The organism is Gimesia panareensis, from assembly GCF_007748155.1.
Classification (GTDB): domain Bacteria; phylum Planctomycetota; class Planctomycetia; order Planctomycetales; family Planctomycetaceae; genus Gimesia; species Gimesia panareensis.
Window position 1 is genome coordinate 2840273 of sequence record NZ_CP037421.1, and the last position, 18458, is coordinate 2858730.

19 protein-coding genes are annotated in these 18458 nt (G+C 54.4%); 7 read left to right on the top strand and 12 right to left on the bottom strand.

Annotated features, from left to right (window positions below; genetic code table 11):
• Positions 1-234: 234 nt before the first annotated feature.
• The 3 genes from Enr10x_RS10705 (at position 235) to Enr10x_RS10710 (ending at position 2297) form a co-directional block, all read left to right on the top strand.
• Positions 235-1038: a hypothetical protein gene (locus Enr10x_RS10705; RefSeq protein ID WP_145449028.1), complete on the top strand. Its 804-nt coding sequence runs from the start codon at positions 235-237 to the stop codon at positions 1036-1038.
• 101 nt (positions 1039-1139) lie between these two features.
• Complete coding sequence (locus tag Enr10x_RS30765; RefSeq protein ID WP_261343247.1) at positions 1140-1304, top strand: hypothetical protein; 165 nt, start codon at positions 1140-1142, stop codon at positions 1302-1304.
• Between the two features lie 12 nt (positions 1305-1316).
• The gene (locus Enr10x_RS10710) at positions 1317-2297 is read left to right on the top strand and encodes an IS256 family transposase (RefSeq protein ID WP_261343248.1); all 981 of its coding nucleotides are present in this window, start codon (positions 1317-1319) and stop codon (positions 2295-2297) included.
• 54 nt (positions 2298-2351) lie between these two features.
• Here the strand turns inward: Enr10x_RS10710 and Enr10x_RS10715 are convergent, their stop codons facing one another.
• Entirely contained in the window at positions 2352-2990 is a 639-nt protein-coding gene (locus Enr10x_RS10715; RefSeq protein ID WP_145449029.1) for a hypothetical protein, read from the bottom strand.
• A 165-nt stretch (positions 2991-3155) separates the two neighbouring features.
• Between Enr10x_RS10715 and Enr10x_RS10720 the strand changes: the two genes are divergently transcribed.
• Positions 3156-3680 carry an ankyrin repeat domain-containing protein gene (locus tag Enr10x_RS10720; protein ID WP_145449030.1) on the top strand — a complete coding sequence of 175 codons (525 nt, stop codon included), beginning with the start codon at positions 3156-3158 and terminating at the stop codon, positions 3678-3680.
• Between the two features lie 185 nt (positions 3681-3865).
• Here Enr10x_RS10720 and Enr10x_RS10725 read toward each other — a convergent pair whose 3' ends face one another.
• The 11 genes from Enr10x_RS10725 to Enr10x_RS10775 form a co-directional block, all read right to left on the bottom strand.
• Positions 3866-4183, bottom strand: coding sequence for a hypothetical protein (locus tag Enr10x_RS10725; protein WP_145449031.1), 318 nt, complete (start codon positions 4181-4183; stop codon positions 3866-3868).
• 14 nt (positions 4184-4197) lie between these two features.
• A complete protein-coding gene (locus Enr10x_RS10730; protein WP_145449032.1) occupies positions 4198-4704 on the bottom strand; it encodes a hypothetical protein in 507 nt (168 codons plus the stop codon).
• A 4-nt stretch (positions 4705-4708) separates the two neighbouring features.
• Entirely contained in the window at positions 4709-5473 is a 765-nt protein-coding gene (locus Enr10x_RS10735; protein WP_145449033.1) for a hypothetical protein, read from the bottom strand.
• Between the two features lie 108 nt (positions 5474-5581).
• Positions 5582-6634: a hypothetical protein gene (locus tag Enr10x_RS10740; protein WP_145449034.1), complete on the bottom strand. Its 1053-nt coding sequence runs from the start codon at positions 6632-6634 to the stop codon at positions 5582-5584.
• A 139-nt stretch (positions 6635-6773) separates the two neighbouring features.
• Positions 6774-7094, bottom strand: coding sequence for a DUF971 domain-containing protein (locus tag Enr10x_RS10745; RefSeq protein ID WP_145449035.1), 321 nt, complete (start codon positions 7092-7094; stop codon positions 6774-6776).
• Positions 7057-7422, bottom strand: coding sequence for a hypothetical protein (locus Enr10x_RS10750; RefSeq protein ID WP_145449036.1), 366 nt, complete (start codon positions 7420-7422; stop codon positions 7057-7059). The genes Enr10x_RS10745 and Enr10x_RS10750 overlap by 38 nt, the downstream gene beginning before the upstream one ends.
• Before the next feature lie 188 nt (positions 7423-7610).
• Positions 7611-9062: a DUF1501 domain-containing protein gene (locus Enr10x_RS10755; RefSeq protein WP_145449037.1), complete on the bottom strand. Its 1452-nt coding sequence runs from the start codon at positions 9060-9062 to the stop codon at positions 7611-7613.
• A 3-nt stretch (positions 9063-9065) separates the two neighbouring features.
• Positions 9066-12314 carry a DUF1553 domain-containing protein gene (locus Enr10x_RS10760; protein ID WP_197997563.1) on the bottom strand — a complete coding sequence of 1083 codons (3249 nt, stop codon included), beginning with the start codon at positions 12312-12314 and terminating at the stop codon, positions 9066-9068.
• A 112-nt stretch (positions 12315-12426) separates the two neighbouring features.
• Positions 12427-14325: an ArnT family glycosyltransferase gene (locus tag Enr10x_RS10765; protein ID WP_197997564.1), complete on the bottom strand. Its 1899-nt coding sequence runs from the start codon at positions 14323-14325 to the stop codon at positions 12427-12429.
• A gap of 113 nt (positions 14326-14438) precedes the next feature.
• Complete coding sequence (locus tag Enr10x_RS10770; RefSeq protein WP_145449039.1) at positions 14439-14948, bottom strand: NUDIX hydrolase; 510 nt, start codon at positions 14946-14948, stop codon at positions 14439-14441.
• Between the two features lie 98 nt (positions 14949-15046).
• Entirely contained in the window at positions 15047-15391 is a 345-nt protein-coding gene (locus tag Enr10x_RS10775) for an FHA domain-containing protein (protein ID WP_145449040.1), read from the bottom strand.
• Between the two features lie 409 nt (positions 15392-15800).
• Here Enr10x_RS10775 and Enr10x_RS10780 point away from each other — a divergent pair, with 409 nt between their 5' ends.
• The 3 genes from Enr10x_RS10780 to Enr10x_RS10790 all read left to right on the top strand — a co-directional run bounded on the left by Enr10x_RS10780 (position 15801) and on the right by Enr10x_RS10790 (position 18414).
• Entirely contained in the window at positions 15801-16256 is a 456-nt protein-coding gene (locus Enr10x_RS10780) for a hypothetical protein (RefSeq protein ID WP_145108120.1), read from the top strand.
• Positions 16257-16502: 246 nt separating this feature from the next.
• Positions 16503-17087, top strand: coding sequence for a glutathione peroxidase (locus Enr10x_RS10785; protein ID WP_145108117.1), 585 nt, complete (start codon positions 16503-16505; stop codon positions 17085-17087).
• 157 nt (positions 17088-17244) lie between these two features.
• Positions 17245-18414, top strand: coding sequence for an iron-containing alcohol dehydrogenase (locus Enr10x_RS10790; protein ID WP_145108115.1), 1170 nt, complete (start codon positions 17245-17247; stop codon positions 18412-18414).
• Positions 18415-18458: the final 44 nt, after the last annotated feature.

Below are 18458 nucleotides of genomic sequence, written 5' to 3' on the forward strand. Positions count from 1 at the left end.
AGAATAACCTTGTTTTGTAGGGGTGTGGCGCAAATTACGTGCCAAAGTGTAGGAAGTCATCTGGGAAATGCGGGTTTAAAAAACCAGTATCACAGATAAGAGTATCCTAGCGTTTGTGTGAATAAGGGTCACGCGTATCACAATCGACTGGAACTAAATATCCATCATCTCTTCGTTGAGACGTTTATCTATTAGCATGTCCTACAAAGAACACAAGAAATCGAGACTGCTACTATGAATGAAATCCCTGAGCCCGAAAAGTTTTTTTCTCAATCGTCACTCTATGAGAAGTTTTCAATTACAGAAGATAATGTAATTAAGTATTTGGCCATAGAATTTTTTACGGGAATTCTTGATGTACATTGTGTCGAGTGTGGGCGTCATTCTACGTTTAAACTATCAAATGAAGTTGCGCTTCCTCAAATCAGCTCTTCACCCTTTGGAGATAATCCAAATCCTACTCCAGTTAAAGAAATAAAACAGATGGAGCAATTCAAAGAGTATTACTTTCTAATTAAAGATAAATATAGAGCAATGTATCCTATCAAATATGCTCGAATTCCAAATTTGTTTGCGAAAGTATTCACTTGTGGAAGAAATCAAAATCATCATATGCTTTTTTATATACAATCTTCGGGAGATACTTTTCAAAAAATCGGACAATCCCCATCCTTACGAGATCTTCATTTACCTGAACTCGAAAAGTATAAATCGGTATTAGGAAGAGACAATTTAAATGAGCTACGAACAGGAGTTGGACTTTATGCGCATGGTGTTGGAATAGGGGCTTTTGTTTATCTTAGACGTGTTATAGAAAACCTCATAGAAAAAGCTCATGTCATAGCGAAAAATAACCCTGATTTTGATGATGAGAATTTCTCTGACTTAAGGATGAGTGAAAAAATCAAAAGTTTAAAAGGTTTTCTTCCTGATTTCCTTGTTGAAAATCGAAAAGTTTATGGGATCCTCAGCAAGGGGGGTTACTGTAACATCTCTTCTGTAAATTATCTGTGTGGCGGAGTGGTGCTTGTTATTTGAGCGTAGCGAAAATAACAAGCACCACTCCGGCGAGCCCTTGAAAGGGTGGGCCAGATCGGTTTCTTTTTAATGTTTTCCACAACAGAAAAGGAACTCCAACCATGGCCCACCAACAACAATCTAACAACATTCTCGACGCTGTCCAGCTCCTGGCCGATCATGGATTCGATGAAATGTCGCAAGCACTCCAGATCCTGTTCAACGAAGCGGATGAAGCTGGAACGTTCCCGAATACCTCGGTGCCGAACCGTATCAACGCAGCGTAACGCGCCGTTCTTATGCCAACGGTTTCAAGCCGAAATCATTTCAAAGTCGCCTTCGGAAAGCTGGAACTGCAGGTGCCCCAGACACGCGACGGCGACTTTTATCCCTCTGCACTGGAACGCGGCGAACGGAGTGAACGCGCACTGAAGCTGGCAATCGCTGAAATGTATGTTCAAGGCGTCTCTACCCGTAAGGTCGCCAAAATCACCACCGAACTCTGTGGCTTTGATGTCACCAGTACACAGGTCAGTCGGGCAGCGAAACTGCTCGACGAAGAGCTGGAAACGTGGCGTAATCGACCGCTGGGGCAGGTGGAATACCTGATCCTCGACGCCCGCTATGAAAAAGTTCGCGTGGAGGGCAGCGTGCGGGACTGTGCCGTGCTGATTGCGATCGGCGTCCTGGCCAGCGGTCACCGGAGCGTGCTCGGAGTGTCTGTGTCGCTCTCCGAAGCCGAAGTCCATTGGCGTGAATTCCTGGGTTCACTCAACCAGCGCGGCCTGCATGGCGTGAAGCTGATCGTCAGTGATGCACACGAAGGCCTGAAAGCGGCACGACAGAACATGCTTGCTGGAACGCCCTGGCAGCGTTGCCAGTTCCATTTGATGCAAAACGCGATGCAATACGTTCCCAAGGTTCATTTGCGCAAACAGGTGAGCGAAGAATTACGCAATATCTTTAATGCCAGAGACCTGGATGATGCGCTGAATGAACTGAAACGGTTCGTTTCCACTCATGAAAAAACAGCTCCGAAACTGGCGAGTTGGGCGGAAGAAAACATCCCGGAAGGACTGACCGTATTCACCATCCCTGCCGGTCATCGCAAGCGGATGCGAACCACAAACATGCTGGAACGGCAGAATAAGGAATTAAAACGGCGTACCCGCGTAGCGGGACTGTTTCCCAATGAGGAGTCGTTGCTGAGGCTGGTGACCGCGGTCCTGGTGGAACTCAGCGACGACTGGGAAACCGGCATGAGATACCTGACAATTTAATGCTGATCACAGAGACCGAAGGCCCCGGAAATTTACAGAATGTTTGTTGCTTTATCAATCCCCGCTCACCCCCACAAACACCAGTTCCACCGGCTCTCCCTCCTCATACACCGCAAAGTAAACCGCCTGCCAGCGGGCGCACCGTTCGTGCAACTTCCCCTCCGCAACAACCGCTTCCACCTGCGATTTCGTCGGCGTCGTGGTGCCGAACAGGGTTTGCAGGTCCTCCTCACTCAGCGGCGTTGCGGCTCCCGGTTCCGGGGTGGGGGAGAGATGGTCGATGTCGAGCAGCGAATGCGTGCCCGCTTCCGCGCACTGTTCCAGCAGCTCATCAATTGTCTGCGGCGGAGAGGCACTCTGTTTTCCCAGCGCCTCCCGGGCGGCAGCGGCGAAGCCCTCTTTGTCGATCTTCTGAATCATCTTCTCGACATCGCGGGTCTGCTGCTCGGCATCCTGCGTATCAAAGCCCATGCTGCCGAACGCCTGATCCAGGGCCTGGCTGATCTTGAGCAGCTTCTTCAAATCTTTGGTCGGCGGCGCAATCTGGTTCAGCGTCGCCTCGTCGGTCCCCGCCAGCAGGTCGCCCGGCACAGAGTATTCGCGGCGCTCAAACACCGCCTGCCGTAACTCTCCCAACGCCTGCTCTACATCAACCCCATACGGACAATAAGAAACCCAGCCACTCGCCGCCATGATCGTCTCCCTGCTGTCTGATCGAGAACTACTGACCAACTCTGGTCCGGACGGGGGCAGAACGGTTTGCCCCGCCGCAGGTTGTGAAACCCTGCGCACAAGTGTACACTCCACGGATCAAATCGACAATTGCTCTCACTGAACACCATCTGAAAAGGAACACACATGCTCCGTTTGAGCCAGACAGCCGCCCTGCTGACAGGCCTGCTGTTGATTGCCGGTTGCAGTCAGCCGACCGGCGTGGAAACTGCTCCGTCCGCTTCTTCTAAACAGGGAAAAATCATGTCCAAAGCCGAACGCCCCAAGCTAGTCAACCCGTTTACCGGTGAACCTTCCGAACATACCCAGTGGGTGGAAGTCGATGAGTACATCGCCAACGGAAACATCGAAGGCCTGAAAAAACTGTTCGATGAGGGGATGACTATGCTGGAACTCGAAATGAATTATTCGAATGAAGGCCTCTTTCTGCACGATGCGGTCATGCAGGGGAACCTGAAACTGATTCAGTTTCTGATCGAAAAAGGGGCCGATCCCAACGTCCGTGATGAAGTGGATCATACCTGCCCGCTGGAAGCCGCCGTCGATCACGACCAGAGAGAGATCGCGAAATATCTGCTGGATAAAACCGAGGCCCCCGAGTCCCGCAAGTACGCCGAGGAATATCTGGCAGAGGAGCCCACAGAAAAGTAAGCACGTGTCCCCGGAAACACAACCCCATTATGAAGTCGAGTGGAATGGAACCACGAAAGGCACAAAAGACACGAAAAGACAAGCGGAGAAGCGTTTCATCACATTGATTCATTTTCTGCGATTTACAGGAGACAGCAATTCTTTTTTCATAGCTATTCTGCACTTACGGGGTTCAGTACGTTTGATTAACGGAAGTCCCCCAGCTCGATGTTCCGCAAGTTCTTCTGCAGCGTATCAAAATAGTTTCGTTCTTCCACCTCACCATTTCTTGTCAATCGGTAGCCAATCTGACTCTTATCCAGGGCATCGACGACATCCATAAATTCCTTGATGCCAGAGTTGAATTTCCCCTTACAGATTTCCCTGACAAATACGGGTTCCCCCTTTGAAATTTTATCCGAAAGCGATTCTATCGATTCATACGAAAACTTCCTGATCAGTGCCAGGGCATCTTTTCTACTGCCCGACTTTATATCAAGTATGATTCCGATTTTCTCCGTCATATCACTGACTCCGCTTATCTTTCATCAGGCAGTTTTAACAGTCGACGACTGCGTTTCTTACCCCGGATATCACGCGGCTCCCACGTCAGCCTCCCCTGATCGTCCTGCTGCAGGGTGCCGATCACCGTCCATTGGTCGTTCTTGAAATGCCGGACGTCGTAACTGCCAGGGGTCAGTCGTTCGGAGGGGATCAGGATCGTGAAATCCGGGACTGTCTCTTCACTGCTGCCGGGGAGACTGGCAAAGGGCTCCCAGATCACATACGAGCTGAGGAGGTCGATCGTTCTGCTCTTACGGTTCACAGAGTAACTGTGGTCACACCGCTGTGACCAGGGAGGATGCTCGAACAGCGCTACTTTGAGCAGATCACCCTCTTCGGTCGGCAGCACGCTGATCTCGCGCACGTGAGCCGTGTAGAGCCACGGTCGCGTCAACAGAAGCACGATCACTCCCCCAACCAGCAGGCAGCACAGGCAGGCAATCAGACAGACAAGCAGAGCAGGGCGGCGTTTCATAATCATCTATTCAACATCTGCGATTCACCGGAGTCAACAATTCCCGGGGAATCAATGGTGGGATGGCTTCGGACGGAATCCCGAATGCCCGCACCAGATTGGCCATCCCCAGCCCCCAGATGCAGAGTAGTTCGTCTTCAGTGCTCACGAAAACACCTCTCCCTTTGGACTGCTTCTGATGTCCCTGGACAATGCTGGCCAGACCGGCATTCACTCCCGATGTATCTCCTGTCAGGAGCGCCTGAAAGACGGCACCATACCCCAGAAAATCTTTCATTTTCGACTTATAACATTGATTCACGAATTTCGGAGTCCATTCCTGCATCTGGTCCCGATCTTGCAACACAAAGGCACGCAGCGTGTAACCCAGCGTATAATCAAACGGATGATCATATTTTCGTTCCAGGTCATCTCGTCCGCCGAGATGTGCTGCCAACTGTTCGGCCCCACTCATATCGCCAGCCGCCAGAGCATTGAACAGCGACTTATAGCCGATCATCGTCAGGTAGGAATCGCTGATGAATTCTCCGTTCTCGAAGCGGGAGAACATGTCGGTCCTGATCCGTGCCGCTTCTGAAAGTAGTGTTTTAAATGAGGTGATGTCGTGCTGCAGGATAAAATCAGCAACAGCAAAGAACCGCAAATCGATAGCCAGCATGGAACTGCAGCGACCATTCCTGTCTTTTTCCGGGTCTGCTGCATTCGCCCTGACAATTTCCCGATTCTCGCTTCTCAGCTCTACGAGCAATGGTAAGCGGTCTGCAATACTGGCCATACTCCATTCCGTTAGATCGATAAAGTTTTCCAAGCAGGTCTGAATCAAACAGGCCCCCAATCTGACCAATTCCAGTAGACGATCCTCAGAGGCGGCATTGCATCAGCATCAATACGAATCAAACGTGAGATTGATCACATAATCATTGGCCCCGGGGGGTTTGCCGTCGTCGAAGGTGACGTGGATCTGCTCCGGTTCAATTTTCAGTGTGACGGGGCCGCGGCCCTTCAGTTTCTTGAGCCGCGCGGTCGCCAGATGCAGGCGATGCGGCAAGGCGCGGGTCCCGCCCCGGTTGGGCAGTTCCTGCACCTCGCGGGTATCCCAGCGGATGCCGTTCATCACCAGGATGCTGGGATACTGATACGTGAGATTCTGCCAGTAGAGTCGGTCTGTCGAGAGGATCAGACGATCAGAGCCGTCGATGCGGACGGCGATGTTGAGCTGAAATGTTTTTTGGGGAATCCGATTGATCCGCCGAACCAGAGCAGCCCGTTCGACAACCGACAACTGGGGCAGCGCCTTCAGATACCAGTACTTGGCCCGCTGCATCAGATCCGTTTTCAGAGCGGAATCGCCTTTCGCCGCGTACTCGGCCCAGAGGTCCCCCAGCTTGATCTGGTCGACCGCGATCGGGGGGAACTGCAGCTCCCGGTTCGCCAGCGCGACCAGCGCCTTGTCATCGCAGGCTTTCAACAGGGGGAGCCCCCGTTTCCAGTCCCCGTCGTCCAGACAGTAAAACAGCCCCAGCTCCCGGGCCGCTGCCTGTTTCTCTTTCTCGGAACCAGTTTTGAGGACCGCCTGGTACTTTGCCACCTTCTGAAATTCCGCCTCCAGTTCGAGTGCGTATTTCGAATAATACTGACTGGATTTGTAGAGGTACGTACTGTTCGCCTTTTTGGCAGCGGTCCGGGCCAGGGCCGCGGCTTTCGCGGCATCGCCAAACTTTTTCTCGTCGATCAGATCATCCGTCAGTTCCAGACCGATCAAAGCGACATCAAACAGCTGCTTCTGATTCAGCGCCGACAGTTTGAACGACCGCAACGATTCCAGCCGTTTCTCAGTCGAGTCGGGTTTCACCTGTTGTGCAACCGCAGCCGGCACTACACAGAGCAGGAACAGACTCAACAATACTCCTGGAAAAGAGGTTTTGGCTGTTTTCATTATCGAGCCCTGTGTTGTGTACGGATTCAAAAAACATTGCAGTGAGACAGATAATCTATCGTACACCAACTGAACCCGAGATGCTACAGGATCCTGCAGAAACCGGTATCGGCTTGAGACACAGCAGCGAGACTGAGGTCTACTCCACCACCTCACCCAGTTCGCGGAGATGCTCGAAGGTAAACAGCCCCGTATTGTGCCCGTCGCTGAAGGTGATGCGGTAAGCATAATTGCCGGCCAGCACCATGCGGTCGATTTTGACCGGCGCCAGTTCATTCGGTGCGAGAATGGTCAGTTTCTCCGGCTCTGCTGCAGCCGCTTTCCGTTCATTGCGGCACATCACACAGGGACAGGCCTTACGCAGCTCAGAGACAGCGTAGCGTTTGCGCTGCCCGTCGCTCCAGCTGATCAGCAGCGACTGATCATCGAGACGTTTCAGTTCGGTGGGGGTCAGTTCCATAGGATGTTGATTTCTTTGACGTACTGAGCGGGACGATATAATATTTCATCCCGTTGATCTGTTTCTCTTTCCACTGTTCGGGAACCGTACGTGGCCCGGGAATGAGTCTTGCCGGTTCCTGAGACCAGACCTGGGACCGTGCCGGTACAATGGTCGTCTGTTGACTTTTTTCCAGTTGTGCAACCCGTTTTTCCAGCTGTTCAATCCGCTTCAGCAGTGCGGTCTCGTTTGCCTGAGACGACTCATCCTGAGGAGCGCTGCGCAGACTTTCCGCAAACAGACAGATCATAACAAACATCACCAGTAGTGGAAGTGACCAGCGTTTCATCACATCAACTCCTTTTCAGAGTAGGGAATGCATTTTAGCGGGCTGACTGTCGTGACCGCCTCTGTCTGGAAACGAGACGAGATACAGGCGACAAAAGTTCCGCGGATTCTCTCGAAACCGGCCTTTTGCCGCAAGAGCATTCCAGAACACGACAGTCAGAGATGAATCAGGCGAGAAATGGCAACCAGTTAACTCAACAACGGTCGTGCCACGTTCCCATGCACGTCAGTCAGGCGATAGTCGCGGCCCTGGAATCGGAAGGTCAGCTTTTTGTGATCGATGCCCAGACAGTGCAGGATCGTGGCATTCAGATCGTGCACCGGCAGCGGGTTCTCGGTAATGTTATAGCTGAAATCGTCAGTCTCGCCGTAAGTGATACCCGGCTTCATCCCGCCTCCCGCTGCCCAGACGGTGAAACACCGCGGGTGATGATCGCGGCCGTAATTCGTCGCGGTCAGCGTGCCCTGGCAGTAGACCGTGCGACCGAATTCGCCCGCCCAGACAACCAGGGTGTCATCCAGCATGCCCCGCTGTTTCAGATCGAGGATCAGCGCTGCGGTCGCCTGGTCGGTCTCTCCGGTCAGCTGTTTGATCTTACTCGGCAGGTTGAGATGATGATCCCAGCCCCGGTGATACAGTTGAATAAACCGCACGCCCCGTTCGGCCAGCCGTCGGGCCAGCAGACAGTTCGCCGCGTAGGTTCCCGGCTGTTTCGCCTGCTCGCCATACAGTTGGAAGGTCTCCGCGGATTCCTGTGACAGGTCGGCCAGTTCGGGAACGGAGGTCTGCATCCGAAATGCGAGTTCGTACTGCGCGATGCGGGTCGCGATTTCCGGGTCCCCTTTTTCATCCAGCGAAATGCGATTCAATGCGCCCAGCTCATCCAGCATCTCCCGCCGGGTTGCTTTATCGATGCCGGGCGGATTCGAAAGAAACAGCACCGGATCACTTGAGCGACGGAACTTCACCCCCTGATGTTTCGTAGGCAGGAAGCCGCTCCCCCACAGGCGGTCGTACAACGGTTGCCCGCCCGCTCCCGAAGTCAGTGCGACAAAGGTCGGCAGATCCCGGTTTTCACTCCCCAGTCCATAAGAAATCCAGGAGCCCATACTGGGGCGGCCCGCCTGAATACTGCCGGTCTGCAGGAAGGTGATCGCGGGGTCGTGGTTGATCGCTTCGGTGAACAGCGATCTGACGACGCACATCTCATCAGCGATCTTGGCAGTGTGCGGCAAGAGTTCGCTCAGCCAGGTGCCGCTCTCGCCGTGCTGTGCGAACTGGAACATGGAAGCGGCAATCGGGAAGCTCTTCTGTCCCGAGGTCATCCCCGTCAGTCGCTGTCCCCGGCGGATCGAGTCGGGCAGTTCGGTCTTGTGAAAATGCTTCAGCCCCGGTTTATAGTCGAACAGATCGAGCTGCGACGGGGCTCCCGACTGGCTCAGGTAGATCACCCGTTTCGCCCGGGCCGGGAAGTGCAGACCGCCGGTCTGAGCCGACTGCGATTGGGCCGCTTTGGGTTCCGCCGCCTGCGACTCCTGCAGCAGTGTCGCCAGTGCCGCGAGCCCCACGCCGGCCGTATTCTGTCGCAGAAACGACCGCCGATTAACCTGCATTGTCAGATTGTCTGTCATGTTCTGCATCGGTTATTCCCTGTTGATGGTTTCGTCCAGGTTCAGGATCAGACTGGCGATCACGGTATAAGCGGCATGCTCCGCCGGGTCATAGCGTTTCGCGGGTCTCGACTCTCCGACATCGAGATACTGGCGTGCCGCCTCGGGCTGATGTTCAAAACGGGCGCGGTAACGCTCCCAGCCCTTGAGGAAAATCTCCCGCTCACGTTCGCTCGGTTCACGGGCGAGGACAACCCGCATCGCGAAGCGGATCCGTTCGGCCGGTTCCTCTGTTTTCAGATTGAGCATCCGCTCGGCCAGCTTGCGGGATGCTTCGACGTATGTCACATCATTCAACAGCGCGAGAGCCTGCAGCGGCGTATTAGTCCGCGAACGCTTGACGATGCAGGTTTCGCGGGTCGGAGCATCGAAAGTCGCCATCGCGGGGGGCGGCACGGTCCGTTTCCAGTAAGTATACATGCTGCGACGGTACAGATCGTCGCCGGTTCCGGGCTCATAGGTCTGGCTGGCGATCTCTTTCCAGACTCCTTTTGGCTGATAGGGCTTCACCGAAGGACCGCCGATCTCGGGACGGAGCAGACCGGAGACGAACAGCGACTGATCGCGAATCATCTCCGCAGACAGCCGCAACCGGCCGGCGCGGGCCAGCAGCCGATTTTCAGGATCCGCTTTCAGCAGCTCTGGTGTCACATGCGACGACTGGCGATAGGTCGCGGAAGTCACAATCAGCTTCTGCAGCCGTTTGACATCCCAGCCGGTGCGAATGAATTCGGTGGCCAGCCAGTCGAGCAGTTCGGGATGCGTGGGCCAGGAGCCCTGCGAGCCGAAATCTTCGGTCGTTTTCACCAGGCCGTTCCCGAAATACATCTGCCAGTAGCGGTTCACCACCACCCGGGCGGTCAACGGATTGGCTGGATCGACGAGCCAGCGGGCCAGCCCCAGTCGATTGCGGGGCAGGTCTGCAGGCAGCGCCCCCAGGCTGGCAGGGATGCCGACGGTCACCGGTTCACCCGGCTTATCGTATTCACCCCGCATGAGGACGAACGTCGGTTTGTGTGTTTTCCGTTCCTGCATCACCATACTGGTCGGCAGGCTGCGGGCCAGGGCATCCCGTTTTTCTCGTAGGGTCCGCAGGTTGAAAAAGGGGAGACGGTACTCCGTCGGTGCCTGATAGGTCATGAAATACAGTTGGACTTTCTGCTGCTGCCCGGCACTCCGCTGGTCAGCGGGAATCTTCAGGATCTGCGGCACTGCCTGTGAAACTCGATCCAGCGCCACCCAGTCGGGAGTCAAACGCGTGCGGTAGATCCGAAAGTCATCAATCAGTCCCCGGAAATAATCGCGATCGTGATACGCACCGAACACAAACGGCGCGGGAAACGCAAAGCCGCCGGTCAGGTAGTTCAGTTTGGCCTTGAGTTCCTGAGGCTCTCCATTCACATACAGCTGAAAGCCACGCGCCTGGGAATTCCCGGCATAAGTCAGAACCACGTGTGACCAGTCGTTCAATTTGAGTTTGCTGGTCGACTGCAGCAGAATCGCATCATCGAGCCAGCGGGGCCCCATGTTAATGTGCAGACGCCCCTCTCTGAGGAAGATCCGAAAGCCGCTCTCATCCTGTTGGGGAGTCAGTGAAGCCAGAATTGTGCCATGGGGCTGTTCCGGTTTTACCCGAAAGACCATCGAGAACGGATCTTTATCGCTCAAGATCGGTTTCGCGTCTCCGTTCACATGCATCGGCTTCTTGCCGTTTAACTTGAGTTCTTTCGCTTCATGTTTTTCGGTGCCGTCGAGGTGCAACGCCTGTCCCTCGTCTGCCGGTTCGAACTGCGCCTTACCGGTGGATTCATCCTGGCCATAACTCTCTACATCGCTGGAAGCATTGGTCCTATTGGCGTAGAAATCCAGATGCTGCTTGCCGATGACCTGCAGTTTCAGATCGCCGTTAAAATCGATCCGGTAAGCCAGCTTCCGCTGCGGGTATTTCAGCTCCAGATCGGCTGCAGGGTGCGTCTGCTCCCACTGTTTTTGCAGTCGTTTCAGCTCGGGAGCCGCAGCCTGCAGCTTCTGCTCCAGCGCCTTGATCTCCTGATCCAGATCGTTCAGCGTTTGCTGCTGTTCTTTTGTGGGTGCTGTGACGAACGGAGCAGCATTGCCGTACTTGATCGCCCGTCCCCGCTCGGGAATATTATTGAAAAATGCAATCAGCTGGTAAAACTCTTTCTGTGAGATCGGATCGTACTTGTGCTCATGACAGCGGGCACAACCCACAGTCAGTCCCAGCCAGACGGTGCCGGTGGTCTCAACCCGGTCGACCGCGTATTCCAGCAGATATTCATCGAAGATGATCCCCCCCTCGGAATTCGCTCGATGATTTCGGTTGAACCCAGTGGCGACGAGTTGATCGAGAGAAGGGTTCGGCAGCAGGTCGCCGGCCAGCTGTTCGACGGTAAACTGATCGAATGGCTTGTTGCTGTTGAAAGCGTCGATCACCCATTCCCGCCAGCGCCACATGTGCCGTTCACCGTCGGTCTGATAACCGCTGGTATCGGCAAAGCGGGCCGCATCGAGCCACTCCAGCGCCATCCGCTCGCCGTAATGGGGAGACGCCAGCAGGCGATCGACCAGCCGTTCGTAAGCCTGGGGTGATTCATCTTCGTAAAACTCTTTCTGCGCAGACAGTGCAGGGGGCAGGCCGGTCAGATCCAGGCTCAGTCGGCGGATCAGCGTCGACTTGTCCGCTTCCGGCGAGGGCTTCAACCCCTCACGTTCCAGCTGGGCCAGGACAAACGCATCGATCGGATTCCGCACCCAGGCCTGGTTCTTCACCTGTGGCACAGCGGGACGCTTTGGCGGAATAAAGGCCCAGTGCTTCTGCCAGCGGGCGCCTGAGTTAATCCAGCGTTTGATGGTCTCGATCTGTTCCGCGGTAATTTGCTTCTCCGACGATGCCGGGGGCATCTGCAGATCGGGGTCGTTTGAAAGCAGGCGTTTGTATAACTCACTGGCTTCCGCTTTCCCGGGAACGACCACTCCCGCTTCACCCGCGGCCCCCAGTAAACCCGCCTCCTGGTCAAGTCGGAGGTCGGCCTGACGTTGTGACGAATCGGGACCGTGACACTGAAAACAGAGATCAGAGAGGATTGGCCGCACATCGCGGTTAAACTCGATCTCGGCACCAGAGGCGCAAATTTGCCCGAACAGAAACAGCCAGAGCAGGCTCGCAGCGCAAACCAGCCCCGGAAATTGCAGTCTTCTCACAGCAGTCCCCACATTAGTTAGAACAGGAGGTGAACCACAGTCTCAGCGACATATTCAGATTCGTTTATTCTAACAGGTGCCGGAGCCCGGAACCATAGTAGCGTTGAAAGACTTACTTCGACGATTCGGAACTCGCAGAGGGGCCGTCTTCCGAGGCCGACTCTTTCTCCTGCGCATCATGATAACTTTTCAGCTTTGTCAGGGCCTCTTGTAAGGCCTGCCTGGCTTCCGGTGTCTGCAGATCGTAGATAAAAATCGAATAGCCGGCCCGCTTCAGAGGTGTGATTTTACGAAATGCGGCGAAGGGGTCTTCCACCTGTGTATACAGTCCCTGCAGATGATTGACCGACAGGATCAGATATTTCCAATCTTCCGGATCTTCCGGCAGACTTTCTTTCAGATCGAAGCCCTCAATGCCATACGATTCCGGGAGGGCGGTTCCGAAGTAATAGAGCAGGCACTGATCCCGGTCTTCCGCCGGCAACTCATCCAGAGCCTTCTTCACAGCCGGCAGATCCTGTCCCCAGTCGAGATTGGAGTCCAGCAGATAGAATCGACCGGAGGAGGGCCCGCCCACACTGTCGTTGAAATAGGCCAGGTAGTGCGGCTGTACCGAGCAAATCGACGCACACTGAAACCCGATGCAGATCGCCGTCAACGCCCACAGCCAGACCTTTTTTTCCTGAAACCAGCGCCAGAGTTGATCGATGGTAAACAGATATAACAGGGGGTAGAGTGTCAACAGATAACGCTGCCCCAGATTCAACCGGCTGGTCAATGACATTCCCAGTAGAACCACCGCCGCCAGCAGCCAGATGAGAGGCGCATGACTCGTTGGTGTGTTGACTTTTTTTTGCTCTGCTGAAGCCAGATCACCCTCTGCTCCCTCAGCAGGTCGCAACAGCAGTTTGAAATCACGCCACAGCCAGGGAATCAGCAACAGGCAGAACAGGGTCAGCAGTAGATCGATGGGGGTACTTTTCCAGAGCCAGGCCAGCGGAAAATAATACCACCAGCCTGTCTTCGAAACCTCTCCCAGCAGATACGCTTCGTGACCGGCCGAGTTATGCAGAAACTGAAACAGGATCCCGGAGAAGGGAGCAGGGCGTTTGAGATCGTTGTGGGCCGCTTCCATGATTTTCTGCGCCGTGGGACCACGTCCCAGCACTCGCACCCAGGCGGAGTAGTCGGGAGTCTCGGCATAGGGCACCGTCTTCAGCGGTCCTGTAAAGGAAAACAGATGACAGGCCCAGGTCAGCGGCACCAGCAGCAGCAGGAATAGTGAGAAGACCAGCGCGACGCGTTTCGTCAGCGTCCAAACCGCAGCGCGGGAAAACGAGGTCCATTTCTGCAGTGCGACCAGGACTACGATGATCAGTGTGCAGGGCAACAGGAAGATTCCCGAGTATTTCGCCGAGGTCGCGACAGAAACACTCAATGCCAGCCAGAACAGATTCCCGGTTGTCGGCTGTTTCCAGTAGCGGGTCAAGACTGCCAGCGCGATCAATGCCAGCAGCGTAAAAAAGGCATCGGTGGTCGCCAGCGAAAAATGGGCGATCAGCGTCGGCGAGAATGTCACCAGGCAGCCCCCCAGCAACGCTGCCAGATAACCGCGACGACGATAGAGCCAGCAGTAAATCAGCAGCATCGTCGGAATACCGATCACCAGCGCGTTGATCCGACGGGCGCGCTGGATCAGCGGCGGATCGGAAATATCTGCCTCCCAGACATCAGGACGGAGCTTGCCGCCGGCAGACCAGACAACGGGCAGGTAATCGACCAGAATTGGCAGCGGGGCCACTCCCTCACCACTGATACGCGAATCCAGCGACCCCTGATGCACGGTGGTCAGCGCGGTACTCAGATAATGCGTTTCGTCGTAGGTGGGGCTTTTGGACATTCCAAACGCGAAGGTCTGAGCCAGAATCAACGCCGCCAGCAGCAGCGGGGTTCCCCAGACGAGAAACCGTTCACCGATTTTAACGGAAGGACGAGCCTGATCTTCTGTCATCTTTGATTTCATCTCGGTAAGGAATGCGAATATCAGGCTGTATCTTAATGATGACCAGCAGAAAATCCTACCTGGAATCCTGGTTTGATCGTGAACTCGACAGGTGGAATCACTCAATCCCGATGACGCACGCGGTACCAGCGATAGAGCTGCCGAAAGGGTGGCGTGAACTGTTCCGCATTTTCTGCCAGCATCTGGTCGATCTCCTCGAGCGCAAAGAAATTCGCTCGCTCGATCTCCCCGGGATCAAACGTGAAGGGGCCGTCGGAGAAGGTGCGAAACAGCACCGTATGTTCGTACGCGTTGTGCGGCGTCCCGGGAAATTTTTCCAGCCTCTCCAGTGGAGTCTCGATGCCGATCTCTTCCTGCATCTCCCGCTGGGCCGATTCGGCATAGTCCTCACCTGCACTCAGATGACCGGAGGCCGAGGAGGTATAGGTCAGCGGATATTCGTCTTTGATCGCGGCGCGATACTGCAGCAGCAACTCGCCCCGGGAATTGAACACAAACACATTGGCAGCGCGATGCAACAGTTTGCGAGCGTGCACGACAGAGCGGGGCAGTTGTTCCAGCACCCGGTCTTCGGCATCAACGACATCAAACAGTTCTTCAGAATTGGTCATGGCTGTTTTGATTTCTCAGTAGAAATTCAGCATGCAGGAGCGCACTCAACTGCATTCTCAGCCAGACAGATTGAATCTCACACTTAAACCAGAGTGTGCTAAACTGAATTCTCGGAGAAGTAACTCTCTTCGAAGTTTTCCTGGCCATCGCCATCATAGTAGCTGACTACATAATTAGCCATCCCCACCGTCAGAATGTCGCCGGGGTAAAGCGGGGCTTCATGCACGGTTTCTGAATTCACAATCGTGCCGTTGGTCGACTCGAGGTCGCGGACTCGCACGGAATTATTCTGGAACGACAACTCGCACTGGTGGCGGCTCATCATTGGATCCAGCACGCGCAATGCACAGCTGTTACTTCTTCCCATCACGATGGGTAACTCATCAACACTGACCTCGATATCCTGTAAATCGGGATGATCACTGATAAGATGAATTTTCATGGAAGGAACCTTTTTACTCTCAGGCGAAACATGAACCACAGGGCTGGCTCAACAATGTTTGCCGGGGGGCGGGTAAAATGTGGGGCAGGTATAGTTGAGGTAAGTACTTATCGTTTCAAAACCAGATTCACATACGTGAATACTTATGCGTAAATTCTACAATTTCCTTTCCAGGCATGCAATGGGAAACAGGAAAAAGATCCTAAAATCTGAATTTCCCTCAGAATTCAACAAATCAGCGGTTTCCTTATGAGCGAGGAATCTGGGCTCTCAAGCCATTTTCCTGAGCGATCTGCGGTATTTCCCTGAAAAGAGTCCCATTCCCATATCGGGCAGTGATAAAATTTGATTGGGCCTCTTCTTTACATCCAGAGCGCAGCATCATTCCGTGAAAGGTCACCTGACGACGATGAGCAACTTTGTTGGTTCGTTTATCCTGTTTCAGTCTTCCATCGAAGGCAAACCGCACTGGCTGGTGCACTGGAACTATGAACGACAGGAATTCATGCTCCCCGGAGCACGCAAACGCCCCTATGAAACCTTTCAGCACTGCCTGATTTCCGAGCTGGAGAAATCGTTCGAACTCGCTCCCTTCGAAGACTTTATTGTCTCTCGGGAACCACTGACACACCTGGCATTCAGCCTGAAGCCGGCCCAGGAACAATTATCTGAACATTATATCATCGAACTGTTCGATTTTTATGAACTGCAGAATACCGCCCGAGAGCATCTGGAACGGGACTTGAGAAACCGCTGGGTCAATGAGCTGGAAATCGAAGCCGGCACAACCATCGACGGCTTCCCCATTGCCGAGTTGCTGGTCACCCTTTACCACAAAGCCAACCTGGCCGACCGTCTTTCCTGAAACAGCTATCTCACCTGACCCCACCACCAGACTGCCTCCCCAACCGCCAATCCTGCAGGGAAACATTTCGCTGGAATTGATTCTACTCGGGCATCAATGTAATATTTGAGAGTGAGTTATCATTTTGATTCGATAACCGTGGAGGGATCGTAGTGTTCTCGCACGAGGCGATGAAAAGCATCCTCTGTTTTTTTATTTATTTACGAGCCGCGCACATTGCCCGGATCCCAAATGAGGGAGAGATTGATGAGAAGCCTCACGACCATGACCCTGCTGGCCAGCCTGCTGGCACTGACCTGTTCCACTGTTTTCGCTGGTCAGGACGATAAGAAATCCACTTCGCCCGTGCTGGATCGCACCATGAAATCTCTGGACGGCAAAGACGTTGATCTGAGCAAGTACAAGGGCAAAGTGCTGCTGATCGTCAACACCGCCAGCAAGTGCGGTGCAACTCCTCAGTACAAAGACCTGCAGGCCCTGCATGAAAAATACAAGGACAAAGGACTGGTCGTTCTGGGTTTCCCCTGCAATCAGTTCGGCGCACAGGAGCCGGGAACCTCGCTGCAGATTTCTGAATTCTGCACCAAGAACTACGGCGTCACCTTCGACATGTTCAACAAGATCGAAGTCAATGGCAAGAACGCTGACCCGCTCTACAAGTATCTGACTTCCCAGAAAACCAAACCGAAATCTGCCGGCCCCATCGGCTGGAATTTCGAAAAATTCCTGATCAGCCGCGATGGAGACGTCGCAGCCCGCTTCCCGACCCGCACCAATCCGCAGTCCAAAGAAGTGGTCGGTGCCATCGAAACAGAATTAAAGAAAAAATAACAAAACTTTCCTGATACACTCCAGGGATACATCTCATCGATGTATCCCTTTTTTTATTTCCCGCTGGCGGTAATATTGATAGAAAGCAGCGACGGGCCGGAATTCAACTCGAACAGGAGAGACGTCACACACAGTTGACGTCTGCAGGAGCAGCGCCATGAACTACGATTTCTTTGCTCCCCGCCAGATTCATTTCGGCTGGGATCGATTTCAGGAAGTGGGCACGCTGGCTGCATCCCTGGGTACCCGGGCGCTGATCATTTCCGGCTCGCGATCACTGGAATCCAACGGTGTGCTCGAGGAATTACAATCGCTCCTCTCCCGGGCCGGCATCACCAGCGAACACATTCGCACGATCTCACACGAACCGGAAGTGAAAGACGTCGACCACGTCACCAATATTCTGCAGCACCACAGCCACGGGGCTGGCGATTTCCTTATCGGCATCGGCGGCGGGTCGGGCATCGATCTCGCCAAAGCCTGTTCCGCGATGATCACTAACCGGGAAAGTGAAACCGTCCTGGATTACCTGGAAGGTGTCGGGCAGGGGCTGCAACTCACAGAAGAACCACTACCGCTTATGGCCATCCCCACTACGGCAGGGACCGGCAGTGAAGCCACCAAAAACGCGGTCATCTCCAGCTACGCCCCCGCTTTCAAAAAAAGCCTGCGTTCCCCAGAGATGATTCCCGATCTGATCCTCTGTGATCCGAAACTCGCCTGCTCGGTCCCCCCGGAAATCACGGCCCGGACCGGCATGGATGCGATCACCCAATTGCTGGAGAGCTATATCTCCAGTCGCGCCCAGCCGCTCCCGCAGGCACTCAGCCTGCAGGGGCTCAAGCTCGCGATCCCCGCACTCCCTCTAGCCGTGGAAGATGGCTCTTCCCGTACGGCACGGGAAAACATGGCCCATGCAGCGCTGCTGTCAGGCATCGCACTGGCTAATTCAGGTCTGGGCATGGCACACGGCGTCGCGCCTCCACTGGGGACTCACTGCCGTATTCCGCACGGCCTCGCCTGTGCCGTCATGCTCCCCGTCACACTCAGGGCCAATCGCTCCGTCTGCGAAACACAATACGCGGAAATCGCGCGGCACCTCGATCCGGGACTGACGCTTTCAGATGCCGAAGCCGCCGATGCTTTCATTGACCAGATCCAGGCCTTAAACGATCAGATCGGAATTCCCCGCACACTTTCCGAACTCGGTGTCACCCCTGAGCAGATCCCCGATCTGGTCGCCGGTTCCCGGGGCAACAGCATGCGCGGCAACCCCCGCGAAATCCCGGACGAGGAACTCACTCAGATCCTGCAGGGGCTGCTTTAAGTTTCTGAGCCTTCTTGTGTACTCGTCTCTCCAAATTGAGCAGT